The sequence below is a fragment of the Falsigemmobacter intermedius genome (genome assembly GCF_004054105.1).
Taxonomy (GTDB): domain Bacteria; phylum Pseudomonadota; class Alphaproteobacteria; order Rhodobacterales; family Rhodobacteraceae; genus Wagnerdoeblera; species Wagnerdoeblera intermedia.
The window spans coordinates 1-12,597 of record NZ_SBLC01000055.1; the positions used below are offsets into that span (position 1 = coordinate 1).

12 protein-coding genes are annotated in these 12,597 nt (G+C 60.0%); 6 read left to right on the plus strand and 6 right to left on the minus strand.

Annotated features, from left to right (window positions below):
- Positions 1-183, plus strand: a 183-nt coding sequence (locus EP867_RS17750; RefSeq protein WP_164888934.1) for an integrase core domain-containing protein, incomplete at its 5' end; no start/stop codon positions are given.
- Between the two features lie 23 nt (positions 184-206).
- Here the strand turns inward: EP867_RS17750 and EP867_RS17755 are convergent.
- The 4 genes from EP867_RS17755 to EP867_RS17770 all read right to left on the minus strand — a co-directional run bounded on the left by EP867_RS17755 (position 207) and on the right by EP867_RS17770 (position 3,149).
- Entirely contained in the window at positions 207-1,022 is an 816-nt protein-coding gene (locus tag EP867_RS17755; protein ID WP_128490802.1) for a DUF1217 domain-containing protein, read from the minus strand.
- A complete protein-coding gene (flbT, locus tag EP867_RS17760; RefSeq protein WP_128490803.1) occupies positions 1,019-1,423 on the minus strand; it encodes a flagellar biosynthesis repressor FlbT in 405 nt (134 codons plus the stop codon). The genes EP867_RS17755 and flbT overlap by 4 nt, the downstream gene beginning before the upstream one ends.
- Positions 1,420-1,800: a flagellar biosynthesis regulator FlaF gene (gene flaF, locus EP867_RS17765; protein WP_128490804.1), complete on the minus strand. Its 381-nt coding sequence runs from the start codon at positions 1,798-1,800 to the stop codon at positions 1,420-1,422. The genes flbT and flaF overlap by 4 nt, the downstream gene beginning before the upstream one ends.
- Before the next feature lie 68 nt (positions 1,801-1,868).
- Entirely contained in the window at positions 1,869-3,149 is a 1,281-nt protein-coding gene (locus tag EP867_RS17770; protein WP_128490805.1) for a flagellin, read from the minus strand.
- A gap of 292 nt (positions 3,150-3,441) precedes the next feature.
- Between EP867_RS17770 and EP867_RS17775 the strand changes: the two genes are divergently transcribed.
- The 4 genes from EP867_RS17775 to EP867_RS17790 are packed head-to-tail and all read left to right on the plus strand — an operon-like array spanning position 3,442 to position 7,332.
- Entirely contained in the window at positions 3,442-4,089 is a 648-nt protein-coding gene (locus tag EP867_RS17775; protein ID WP_128490806.1) for a paraquat-inducible protein A, read from the plus strand.
- A complete protein-coding gene (locus EP867_RS17780; protein ID WP_128490807.1) occupies positions 4,056-4,685 on the plus strand; it encodes a paraquat-inducible protein A in 630 nt (209 codons plus the stop codon). The genes EP867_RS17775 and EP867_RS17780 overlap by 34 nt, the downstream gene beginning before the upstream one ends.
- The gene (locus tag EP867_RS17785) at positions 4,682-6,760 is read left to right on the plus strand and encodes an MlaD family protein (protein ID WP_241656962.1); all 2,079 of its coding nucleotides are present in this window, start codon (positions 4,682-4,684) and stop codon (positions 6,758-6,760) included. The genes EP867_RS17780 and EP867_RS17785 overlap by 4 nt, the downstream gene beginning before the upstream one ends.
- Before the next feature lie 5 nt (positions 6,761-6,765).
- A complete protein-coding gene (locus EP867_RS17790; RefSeq protein WP_164888935.1) occupies positions 6,766-7,332 on the plus strand; it encodes a PqiC family protein in 567 nt (188 codons plus the stop codon).
- A gap of 84 nt (positions 7,333-7,416) precedes the next feature.
- Here the strand turns inward: EP867_RS17790 and EP867_RS17795 are convergent, their stop codons facing one another.
- Together EP867_RS17795 and EP867_RS17800 are read right to left on the minus strand one after the other, a co-directional pair.
- Entirely contained in the window at positions 7,417-8,349 is a 933-nt protein-coding gene (locus EP867_RS17795; protein WP_128490809.1) for a GGDEF domain-containing response regulator, read from the minus strand.
- Positions 8,346-12,404 (minus strand): response regulator, encoded by a 4,059-nt coding sequence (locus EP867_RS17800; RefSeq protein ID WP_241656963.1) that lies wholly within the window; start codon positions 12,402-12,404, stop codon positions 8,346-8,348. Before EP867_RS17800 ends, EP867_RS17795 begins: the two co-directional genes overlap by 4 nt.
- On the opposite strand from EP867_RS17800, the gene EP867_RS20090 reads away from it, so the two are divergent.
- Positions 12,403-12,597: hypothetical protein (locus EP867_RS20090; protein WP_206616373.1), on the plus strand; the 195-nt coding region annotated here is incomplete at its 3' end. The genes EP867_RS17800 and EP867_RS20090 overlap by 2 nt on opposite strands.

The following is a 12,597-nucleotide window of genomic DNA, read 5'->3' on the forward strand; positions in this document are numbered from 1 at the left end:
CGCACCGTGCGACACGAGTGGTTGGACCTATATATCTTTGACAGCATCCAGGAGGTGCAGGACATCGCCACCAACTGGCTCTGGACATACAATCACGACCGTCCCAACATGGGTATTGGCGGCATGACGCCAGCCCAAAAGCTAAAAACTGGCTGCCTGAATTCTACGCCAGAGCCCCGTTAAAAAGGGGATGATTACCCCTCTGCTCAGCGCCTGCTCTTAGAAAGCAGCGCGAGCGCAGCGCTTCCGCGGGTGGCGGCAGAGGGCGAGCCCGCGCCGACATTCTCCCTATCCGTCTGCAGCAGGTATCGGCGAATGAGTTTTTCAGTCTTTTCCGGATTGGTAAACTGCGCCGGTGAAGGATCACCTAGCAGCGCTTCGGATTTTTCTGAAAGAATGGCAACCTGCCGGTCAAGATTGAGCGCTCCGAAAGCCACCGGCAGATTAAATGCTTTCCGAAACAGCTCGCGCAACGCAGGCTGTCCGATGATGGAGAACCACTTCGTATTTTCGCTGGTGGTCTTTTTCTCTGCGATCTTTGGCAGTTCCCGCTGAGCATTCAACGCCACCCGTAACGGCTCGTTCACCTGACCGAGCGTGACCTCCATGGATCTCTCTCTCCAAGCGGAAAGGATTTTGTCAGGAAAGTCAGACAGAACCGTAGACGGCACGCTGAAGTCGCCGTAACCGAAGGCAGCCGCAAGCTCGCGGTAGCGCGGGTCGGAAAGGCGCAGCGCGAGAGCACCCTCTTTGAGGGTGCCCCCCTCAAGGACCTTACGGATAAAAAATCGGCTGTTGAGATCCTCGCTTAAGCCAAATGCACCAAGCGCTACATCCAGCAACCGCCGGTCAGACACCAGCGCCTCTGCAGTAACTGCTTTTGAGATATTCTCGCGGAAATAATCGGCTTTGCGAAGCTGCGCGGCAGAATTGTCGAAAGCCTTCTGGTGCATTGCCCCCTGTCGTTGCCAGGAAAGCCAGCCGATATAGGCGCCCGATGGAAGTGCAGGCAGATAGCTCATTGCCGCGCAGCCGCCAGCAGGCGACGCTCCCTCGGCAACAGGGCACGCAAGGCTTTCAGCGCCTGATAAGGTGCCTCTTCCAGAACGGCCTGAGACGCAGCGGCGAGCAGCAGGCGACTGTCTGCATCAGTCATGATCTGACTGATCTCCTCAATCCCCCGGAGGAGCTGAAGTCTGGCACCGTCCTCACGCATATCTCCAGAGAGCAGAAGCTGCGCCATATAGCAAAGCCTGCGCACCGGCGTGGTGACATCGTCGGGATGAATGGCATCGCGCATCCGCAAAACATTTGCACCTGGCGTGAGGATAGAGAAACGGATGCGTCGCTCGGAGTTTTCGATGACAGCACCGTTTATAAGGACCCGCTCGTGGGGGCCAAGCTTCAACACGAGACCACTCATCCGCAACCTCCGGGCTCACCGCGCAAGCCGCGCATGACTGAGGTATTAATGTCGATCAGAACATCGACCCCGGCATCGCCCGACAGCACACGGCGACTGTGATGCTGGGTAAACTCGTAAAGGTAGAAAAGGTTGGCACGCAGGGGCGCGGGCAGGCCGTTGCCCTGCTCCGCAACATCCGCCGCGAGGGTCGCCCACAGCGCGTTGTTATCCTGCAGCGCCCTCGCGAGGCTGGCGAAATTGCTGCTTCGATGCTCCCAGCCAAGACGAAGGCACTGGCTGGCGCGGGCCAGCAGGTCATATTCGAGCGAGCGGGGGCTGCGAGAAGGGGCGAGCGGCTGGCTGTAAGCTGTGCGGGCGAGATTTTGCATCGTCATCTCAGGATCTCCGATCTAACAGGAGGGAAGTGTCAGAGCGCAGCATCCTGCCGCGCCCTGACCTGCTGTCAGCGGAAGAGTGCCAGGATGTTCTGCGGCGCCTGGTTGGCAATAGAGAGCGCCTGGATCGAAAGCTGCTGCTGTACCTGCAGAGCCTGCAGACGAGCCGAAGCCTCTTCCATATCCGCATCGACCATGCTGCCGATGCCAGCTTTCAGAGAGTCAGTCAGTTTACTGACAAAAGAAGCCTGAATATCGATCCGTCCCTGAGCAGAACCGAATTTCGCAGCCGCGGCGATCGAAGTCTGCAACATGCCCTCAATGCCCATCAGGGCTGATTTCGCGCCCCCCTTGGTCGAGACATCGAATTTATCGAGGGCAGCCAGACCACCACCGATAACGTTTCCCGCCGCTGTTGCACCGCTGCTAACCGAAATGGCAATGGTGTGGTCAGCATCTGACACCTTTGAGGTGAATGTCAGAGTGTTGGCGCTGGCGGAAACCGCAAGAACATCCGTGTCCAGTCCCGAAGCCGACATGAAGCCTGCGAGCGCGCCGGCAAGCCCGCGCATCACATCTGCCTGAGTGTCGCCATCGCGTGCAACATAGGCAATTTTGTTCTGATCAGCGACAGCGGTGCCGGTGGTATAACTCGCCGCCGTGTATTTTGCGCCTGTCGCAGGCGCAGCACCCGTTAAGCTGATTGCGAAGCCCATCCCGGCAGTGATGACCGTGGCAGGCGCCATAGTGACTGTCACGCTCTGCGTGGCATTAAGAGTCACAGCAGAGCCGACGGCGGTAGAAACAGCTGCGGTGAGCGATGCCTGCGTCGTCGTCAGATCCTGGCGGCCAACCGTAATATTTGCCGCATTTACCGCCGTTGAGCTGCGATCGAGCGAAGAAAGAACATCGACGGTGTCCGCGCCGGCTTTATTGGTCTTATTGCTGAGCATGTTCAGACCATTGAACTGCGCAGCATCGGTAACGGATTTGATCTGGGCGGCCAGAGCTTTGATATCCGTCTGGATCTTGGCACGGTCGACGTTGTCTTCCTGAGCCGCCACGATTTTCTGCTTCATATCGGTCAGCAAATTGGTGATCGTCTCAGCGCCGTCACGCGCAACAGCAATAGTGCTGGAGCCAAGAGCAAGAGAAGCGGAAATGGCGGAGAAGCCTTTCACATCCGCTTCCATCACCTTCGAAATCGCCCAGACAGCCGAGTTGTCACGGGCGGTCGCAACGCTTTTGCCCGTCGAAATCTCGTCCTGGGTTTTGCTCAGATTGGTGTTGATCCCTTTAAGGGTCTGAAGCGCGACCATGGCGCTGGTATTGGTCAGAATGGAGGACATAGTGTCATTCCTTCACTGTCCGGGGCTTTGCCCGGGAAAACGCCACATTTCGTGGCAAACAGCGCCTTCTGCGGCCTGCATCCTTCGGGATGCGCCAGCCCACCCGGGCCGCAGGACCAGATTTAACGGCTCAGAGCTAACAAGCCGCTAACGGAGGCAGAGGCTCGAGGGCTTTCTTCCGGAGAATTTTCAGCGAATGCCCCTCTTCGGCCGTTCACTACCAATTTCATTGTTTGCGAAGGGCATTGCCGCTAAATCTCGGATCTGACTGCAAATCGGGATCTGAACCCTCGTGACAGCCGCCGCACCCAATGATCAGACCGCCGCTCCGGAGGGGCTGATTGCCTGCCCCACCTGCGACGCGCTGAACCGCGCGACCGCGGTGCCTGCGGGTGCCAGGGGGCTTTGTCATCGGTGCGGCACCGTGCTCTCTGCCCCGCGCAAAAGCGCCATGACGCAGATCGTCATGCTCTCGGCCACCGCGCTCGTGCTGATGATGATGGCGATTTTCCTGCCGTTTCTGGAAGTGAGTGCGGCCGGAATGTCGCGGCAGGGCTCTATTCTGGATGCCGCGCTCAGCTTCGCGAATGGGGTGACGCTGCCGCTGACCCTGGCGGTGACGGCCTTTATCATCATCCTGCCCGCGCTCAGGCTGTCACTGCTGATCTATGTAATGGCACCTATGGCTTTTGGCTGGTTTCCCGCGCGCCACGCCCGCCGGGCCTTCCGCCTGTCGGAAGAACTGCGGCCCTGGGCCATGGCGGAGGTCTTTATGATTGGCGTGGCAGTCGCGCTGGTCAAAATCGCAGGACTTGCCAGCCTGCACATCGGGCTGGCTTTCTGGGCGCTGGTCGCTCTCGTTCTGGTCAATGTGATCAGTGACAGTTTTATGTGCAGGTTAACGGTATGGCGGACGCTGGAACAACGCAGCCGGTCGTGACCGCGCGCGACGCAGGCTGGTGTGGCTGCCGTGAATGCGGCAGCCTGAACCTGCCCGATGCGGCAAACTGCAGGCTTTGCGGAATGCGGCTGAAGAAGGCGGCGGGGCTGCAAAACGTCTGGGCCTGGCTGGCCGCAGGCGTTGTGGCCTATATCCCGGCCAATCTTTATCCGATGCTGCGCACCTCAACCCTTGGCCGACAGCAGGACAGCACCATCGTCGCCGGGGCGGTGGAGCTGGCCGGCATGGGCTCCTGGGGGGTCGCTGCCATTGTCCTCATCGCCTCTGTGCTGATCCCGATGTCAAAATTTCTGGTGATCGGCTATCTTGCAATCGCGGTGCAGCGCGGCTGGCCGATGCAGGGGCATCTTCGCTATCGCCTTTATGAGATTGTAGAATTCGTCGGCCGCTGGTCGATGATCGACGTATTTGTGGTCGCCATTCTGTCAGCGCTGGTGCGCTTTAACATGGCCGCCACAATTGCCCCGGGAGTGGCAGCTTTCAGCTTTGCACTTTCGGTGATTTTTACCATGCTGGCCGCGCAGAGCTTTGACCCGCGCCTGCTGTGGATGACACGGGGACCCAGGACCGCATGAGCCATATTCCGGAAATGCAGACGACACCGCCGAAGCCTTCGTTCTGGCGCAATCTCTCACCGGTCTGGCTGGTGCCGATTCTTGCCGTGGCGATCTCGCTGGGCATTGCCTGGCGCAGCTATAATGATCGCGGCACGCTGATTGAGATCATCTTTCAGAACGCAGGCGGTGTTGTCGCGAAAGAGACCGCCGTGCGGCTGCGCGATGTGCCGATCGGCATGGTTGAAGAGGTGCGCTTTTCGGCAGACCTCAGCCATGTGGTGGTGGCCGCGCGAATCGCCAAAGAGGTGGCCGCCAATATACCCGAGAATGCCCAGTTCTGGATTGTTCGCCCCGAAGTCAGCGCCCGGGGAATCTCAGGACTTTCAACTGTTCTTTCAGGGGTTTACGTCGAGACGGCCTTCACCCCGACGGCCGGGGCGGACGTGCGCAGCTTCACCGGGCTGGAGGCCGCCCCCCTGCTGTCGCCGGGCCGCGAAGGTCGCCGTGTCACCCTGCGTGCTGCCGATGGCAACCGGCTGACGCCGGGCGCACCGGTGCTTTATCGCGGCATTCAGGTGGGCCATATTGAGGCACCGCGCCTGATCGACGGAGCGGAAGGGGTTTGGGTCGATGCTTTCATCGAAGCCCCCTATGACGCGCGCCTGACCACGGCCGCGCGCTTCTGGGACACCTCCGGGTTTTCAGTGTCTTTCGGTACCTCGGGGCTGCGCCTTGGGGTGGGTAACCTGGCCTCCATACTCACTGGCGGCATCGCCTTCGACAGCGTCTCAAGCTTCGGCGAGCCCCTGGAAGAAGGCGCTGTCTTTGAGCTTTACACAGACGAAAGCACCGCACGATCCAGCGTATTGACCGGCGTCGACGCCAATGCGCTGCGCCTGACGGTTGAGTTTGACCAATCTGTTCAGGGACTTACCAGTGGCTCGGATGTACGTTACCGCGGGCTGGTCGTGGGCCAGGTCAGCGGCGTGAGCGCAAGGGTTGTCGCAGATCAGGGTCAGGTCAAGGTGCGCATGCAGGCCGCCATTGCCCTCAACCCCGAGGCCATGGGCCTTGAGCCCGGGTCCGGTCCCGAAGAGTTGAAGGATTTCCTGGCCGAACAGGTGCGTAATGGCCTGCGCGCGCGACTGGCCCCGGCGCGGCTGATCGGCTCTGCCCTGGTGATCGAACTTGTGGATCTGCCGGAAACCGAGGCCGCCGAACTGCGCGAGATCCCTGACGGTCTGCCGATTCTGCCCTCTGTTTACGCAAATCTTCCCGATTTCAGCGCCACCGCACAGGGTCTGCTGGAGCGGGTGAACCGTCTGCCCATTGAAGGTGTGATGGAGCAGGCGATCTCGCTCATGTCCGCCGCCGAACAGTTGGTCAGCAGTGACAGCACCCGTGCCGTCCCGGAAACCGCCCGTGCCCTCCTGGATGAGGGGCGTAAGCTTCTGAGCAGCGAAAAAATTCAGCAACTTCCGGGCGAAGCGGTCTCCGTCCTCAGCGACATTCGCGCGATATTAACCTCCTTCACCGAACAGGACGGCACCGAGCGACTGATTGCCGCCCTGCAATCGGTCGAAGAGGCGGCCACGGGACTGACCGAAGTTGCCGCTGAGGTCCCGCCGGTTCTGACGGATCTGCGCGGCGTCCTCGACAAAGTGCGCCAGCTGAAGGCCGAAGAGCTGGTCGAAGCGGCGACCAGCCTGGTCGAAGGGGCCGATCAATTCCTCCGATCCGATGACACCCAGGCTCTGGCACCGGCTCTCAGCGGCGCCCTGCAGGAGGTCCAGAGCGTGCTTGCGGAACTGCGCGCGGGCGGAACGGTTGAGAATGTGAACGGCACGCTCAGTTCAGCGCGCGATGCTGCCGATGCGGTGGCCCTGGCGGCGAAGGATCTGCCCGCACTGGCCGGGCGGCTCGATCGCCTGGTCGCTCAGGCCGAAGCTCTCGTCGGTGCCTATGGAGCGCGGTCGCCGGTGAATGATGAGCTGCTCTCCGCGCTGCGCGAAGCGCGGGCCACGGCGCGGGCCTTCTCTCAACTTGCGCGCGCGATTGAACGCAACCCCAACTCTTTGCTCTTCGGGCGGTGATGATAATGAAACCAGTTTCCCAAGCGTTCCTTCTCTGCACCCTCGCCCTTGCCGCCTGTGGCAGCAGCAATCCTGCCCGTTTCCTGCCGGAAGTGGCGGCCAGTTCCAGCCAGCAGCGACTGCGCGTGTCCACAATCGAACTGCGCGACATCGTGCTTCCGGCCTATGGCAGCGCAGCCGACATTCTGTCAGAGGGGCCTGACGGCGCATTGAAGGCGCTGAAAGGCGCGGAATGGGCGGATAATTCCGCCGAGGCCCTGACCGCCGATCTGGCCCGCCGCCTGGACCTCGGCGGCAGTGCATCGGTAGCCGCAGAACCCTGGCCTCTGAGCGAGCCTGCCGATGTCCGTCTGGAGGTGCGCATCGACCGTATCGTGGCGGCACAGGACGGCACCTTCCGCCTGAGCGGGCAGTTCGCAGTCGCCTCGCCCAATCTGCACATGCGGGAATTCCTTGAACGATTCGCAATCACTGTGCCGCTGGCAGACCAAACCGCCGGCGGGATCGCCGCTGCCTATGGCCGGGCGCTCGACGATCTGAGCGGTCGTATCCTGCGCAGGCTGGCACGGTGACCGAAAAGAACGGCGAGCGTGAAAGAACTTCCCAGACCCGACCTTCCTCGCAAGACCTGGTCGGTCCGGCCCTAAGCCACTTTGTTACGGTTCGTCCAATTTTTTTAAAAGACGGACCTGATTTCGCCCGGCGGTCTTAGCCTCATACAACATCTTATCCGCCGCTTCGAAAAGCGAGCGCGGGGTTGTCGAGCCATCCACCCGCGACAGGACACCGCCGCCGCTGATCGTCAGAACGGGACCGACGATGGAGCGCTCATGCGGGATCGCCGCAGAGGCGATAAGCTGCCGCGCATGCTCAAGCACCGGCGCGAAATCGACGCATCCCGGCATCAGGATCGAAAACTCCTCACCGCCATACCGTGCGACAAGGTCACCTTTGCGACGAGCAACATGAACCAGCTGCGCTGCGACATGCCGCAACACATCATCTCCCGCAGCATGTCCGTAGAAGTCATTATACTGCTTGAAACAATCGACATCGAAAATTGCCACGCCCAAAGGCTCGCCACTTCGGCGCACCTGAGCAATCGCCCGCTCGGTCGCCTCGTCAAGCGCACGGCGATTGGCGATCCCCGTCAGCCCGTCCTGGCGGGCATAGGATTCCAGCTCTTTGCGCTGACGCGACAAGGCAAGGTGCGCTCTCACACGTGCACGCACCACCGCACCGCGGATCGGCTTGTTCACATAATCAGCGGCGCCGAGCAAAAGTCCGCGCTCTTCCTCAGCCTCCTCGGTTTTTCCGGTGATGAAGATGACCGGCACCGACATAGTGCGCTCGCTCTCACGCAGACGGGCGAGCACTTCGAAACCGTCCATCCCCGGCATGGACACATCGAGAAGAACCAGGTCGACATCGGTTTTTTCCAACTGAGCCAGCGCGCTCTCACCGTCACGCGCGAGAAGGATCCGATGATCCTCCTGCAACAGCTCGGCCAAAGCAGTTCGGTTCAGTCTGTCATCATCGACGACAAGGATTGTCGGCAGTGCCGGTGGCGCAGGGTCGGAAAAGCTCATATAACTGCTCCCGTTGTCGCCTCAAGGGCGGTAATGAGAGAGGAAAGCGCGAGGGCGGCTGCATCCAGATCAAGGTCATCAAACTCGGTGAGAGCGGTCAGTGCAAATTGACGCAACTCTCCCTCAGGAAGCACGGCAGCCAGTGTCTCAAGCTGCCCACGCGCCGCAAAGTCCCCGCTTTGCACAAGGGGCAGGGCAGATCGCGCATCCGTCAGAAGGGTCTCCGCCGACTTTTCCGGTGGCGGAGCTGGCGCCTCCTCTTCCGGGATCAAGCGGATCAGCTCTCTGATTTCAGCCACGCAGACTTGCATCAGGCGGTGAAGCTCTGCGCTGCTGGCCTTCACAGCATCTGTACGCCCGGCCCGGGCATCAAGTTCGACCTGTCCGCTGAGTTCGTAGAGGGCAGTAGCATTGACATAACCAACTACCCCTTTGACCCGATGGGCAAAGTCAGCAATCTCGGTCAGAGAGGCTGTCTTTTCAATTTCCGCGTAATCTTCAGACATAGTGCTGAAGTCTCGCAGGAAGCCATTAAGAAACCGTGAAAGACGCCGCCCCGATCCACCAAAACGGCGCGACAGATCGGCGAGGCGATTGTCTTGTGGCAGCAGAGCAGCTTCCTGGCTGACTGGTGCAGCCTGTGCAGCTTCTGTCGTCGGAAGAAGTTCCGTAAGGGTGCGATAGAGCAGGGTTTCGTCCAATGGCTTCGTCAGATGGCTGTTCATACCCGCACTGCGGCTTGCCATTTCGTCCTCAACACTTGCCTGAGCGGTCAGCGCAATCACAGGAAGATCCTGCCATTCCGGCCGTTTACGAATTTCACGAATCGCTTCAAGCCCATTCATCACCGGCATATGGACATCCATCAGGACAGCGTCAAAGCGATCCTGTTCCAGGCGGGCGATTGCCTCGCGACCATTCGAAGCAGTCTCGGAAATCACCCCCACGAGGCTCAGAAATTCGGATGCAACCTCAAGGTTTAACGCGTTGTCATCGACAACGAGCACACGCCGCCCGGCCAGTCGTTCGGCGAATTTCCCGAGGTCACTGATATCAGGTTGTTGAAGCTCCCGCGGCCCTTCTTCCTCTCGGGTCAGGGCATGCATGAGGGTGTTGAAGATGACTGACTGTGTCACGGGCTTCAACAACACGCCCTGGAGCCCGATTTCCCCGGCCTCCGAGAGAGCAAGCTGATGCCCGTATGCCGTAACCATAAGGATGGCCGGCATTTTACTTAAAGCCGTATCACCGCGGATCAGCCTGGCGAGCTCAAGCCCATCCATTCCAGGCATGCGCCAGTCGAGCAGAACGATATCATAGTTCTGCCCCTTTTTCCCCGCGGTCTGCAGAAGATCAAGCGCCTCAGCCCCGCCCGACGCCGTGTCCGGCACCATGCCGAAGCCGCGGATCATCTCCGACAGCGCGATTCGTGCCGTATCGTTATCATCCACCACGAGGACACGGCGCCCCTGCAAACCGGGCAGGCCAATGCGCCGGACGCCTGCAACGACCTGAGCATCAGGTGCGGCAGAGAACTCTGCGGTAAAGGTGAAGGTGCTGCCCTGCCCGGGCGTACTGGTGACCCCGATCGTCCCCTTCATCAGCTCAACAAGGCGCCGGCAAATGGCGAGGCCAAGGCCCGTCCCGCCATAAATACGCGCGGTATCGGTATTCGCCTGGGTAAAGGGGCGGAAAAGGCCACCGATCTGCTGTTCGGTCAGGCCGATACCGGTGTCGCGGACGGAGAATTCGAGTTTACAGATCTCCGGAGTGCTTTCGAGACGCCGGATTGAAACCTCAACATCCCCTTCAGTCGTAAATTTAATCGCATTTCCAACAAGGTTGGTCAGAACCTGCCCAAGCCGCAGGCTGTCACCGAAAAGCGCCGAAGGGACGTCAGATGCGACGCTGAAGGTGAGTTCCAGCCCCTTTTCTTCAGCGCGCAGAGAGTTCACGGAAGCGACAGTCTCCAGCACGCTCTCCATGCGGAAGGCTGCTTTCTCGAGTTCAAGTCCGCCAGCTTCAATGCGGGAAAAGTCGAGAATATCATTGATGATGCCCAGCAGCACATTGGCTGAACTGTTGATTTTCTCAAGATAGGTGCGCTGCCGCGGGTCGAGCTGAGTCTTCAGGGCAAGGCGCGTCATCCCGACAACTGAGTTCATCGGTGTGCGGATCTCATGACTCATGGTGGCGAGAAAATCGCTTTTTGCGCGCTCAGCAGTCTCTGCAGCCAGTTTCGCCTGACGTAGTGCATCGGCCGCCGCACGCTCTGCCGAAATGTCGAGGATCACACCGTCCCAGACCTTCTGCCCCGGCACCGGGATACGCAGAGCCGCGCGCCCGCGCACCCAGAGAGGCTGACCGGCTTGATCAACAAGCCGCAGTTGTTGATCAATCTGAGTTCCCGCGGGAGAGTCGGCCACGAGCATCGCAATGATGTTTTCACGATCATCCGGGTGAACCGCCCGTGCCAGACCATCCGGATGATCGATGATCTGATCCGGGTCACGGCCGATCAGATCTTCGATCCCGCCGGAGATATAGGTGACGGTCACCTCATAATCGTTCCGCACTTCAATACGGAAAATCGCGCCGCGCGGCAGATTGTCGGCGAGGGCTGCAAGCCTTGCGTTCTGCTCCGCCCGCTCGGAAATATCCTGCATTGCCCCCTGGACACCGATGATCGCCCCGTTTTCATCACGCCGGGCTTCACCCTGCAGCCAGACCGGGAAGCTGCTGCCATCTGCACGAAAGTGAACAGCCTCAAAGGCATAGGGCTCACCGGTCTCAATGCAGCGGCCGATGGCCTCCCGGATCCGGCGAAAATCTGCGGGGCGGACAATGTTTTCGAGTTCTTCGAACGGCAGGGGCGGCGCCCCGGGGCCCCGACCGTTCAGCTCGCTCATCATTTCCGAGGCTGTGAAAGCCCCGGTCTGCAAATCCAGAGCCCAGCTGCCAATCCGTGCCAGCCGCTCAGCCTCGCGCAAGCTGTGATTGCTGTCGCGGGCCTGAGCCTCAGACTCCCGCGCTGCGCGCAGACGGGAGGCCATCTCTTCCTCTGCGAGATCAAGGCTTTCGCGCAGGGTCTCAAACTCCAGAATGACCGAGGGCTTGACCTGAATCGAGCCCCGCTCCTCATCGCTTGCCCCTTCTGTCACACGGCGCGCGCGTTCAACCAGATCCCGGATCGGAGACAGAATCTGCCGTGTCAGTAAAAGCGCCAGAACGACCCCAAGAACGACAGCACCGGTTGAAGCGGAGATCATATAAATGATCGGCGTCAGCCAGCGCGCATCATAGCCCTTCTGCGCCTCACCGGTCACAGCCATCCAGCCCGGTGTGTCCTGAATGCGCTGAAATGCAAAGACCACCCCGCCACCGTCCAGAAGCTCAGCACGAAAAGTGCCGCTTTCGGTGCCAAAGGATTTCAGCTTTTCCCAATCGGGAACGGGGCGACCGATCATCTGATCCCCGCCGACAGAGCGGCCGATCAGACGACCATTGCCATCGGTAATCGCCAGAACAACCTGAGAGGTATTAGTTGTACTGCGTCCGAATGCCCGGATGAGATCGCGCGGATGGGCCTGGTAAAGCATGACTCTCCGGCGATTTTCATCCGGTTCTGCAAGCGGAACGGGAGTCGCGAGGAGAAGATTAAGCCGATCCGGATCCCCCGGCATTTCGATAATATTTGAAACGGCCGTATCATTGGCTTCAGCCGCTTCGCGCAAAATCGGGGCAATCTCGGGCAGCGGCTCAGGAGTGATCTCCCAATCGCCACCCGCGCTGCGTATCATCTCATAATGGGCAATACCAGGCCCGCGCTCAGACGCAGGGATGTCGCGCAAAGCTGAGGGAAGATCCGCTTTTGCCAGCAAAAGCCGCTCAATCGCGCTGATCTCGCCTTCACTGGTGCTGGACAGGATGCGGGCGGTCTCCAGCAGCCTTTGCCGTGACATCTCCTGAAAGGACAGGCCTGCATGGCGCAGAGCCATCCCCACAACCAACAGCGTGGGCAAAATCACCAGCAGAAGAATGCCCGCCAGCGCCATGCGCAAAGTGATCTTCCGAAAGCCCGCGCTGTGCATAGCTGTTATCCCGCCCGTGATTCCCGTAGCTGATCTGGCTCGTCCATCAACTATAAGAGATCATAAGGGCAAAGGAACATTTAATGGGTTTGCAACTCCGCTTTTATCAGCGCCAGTTCAGGAAACGTTTTTCAACCTGACCGATCAGAAAGCTGAC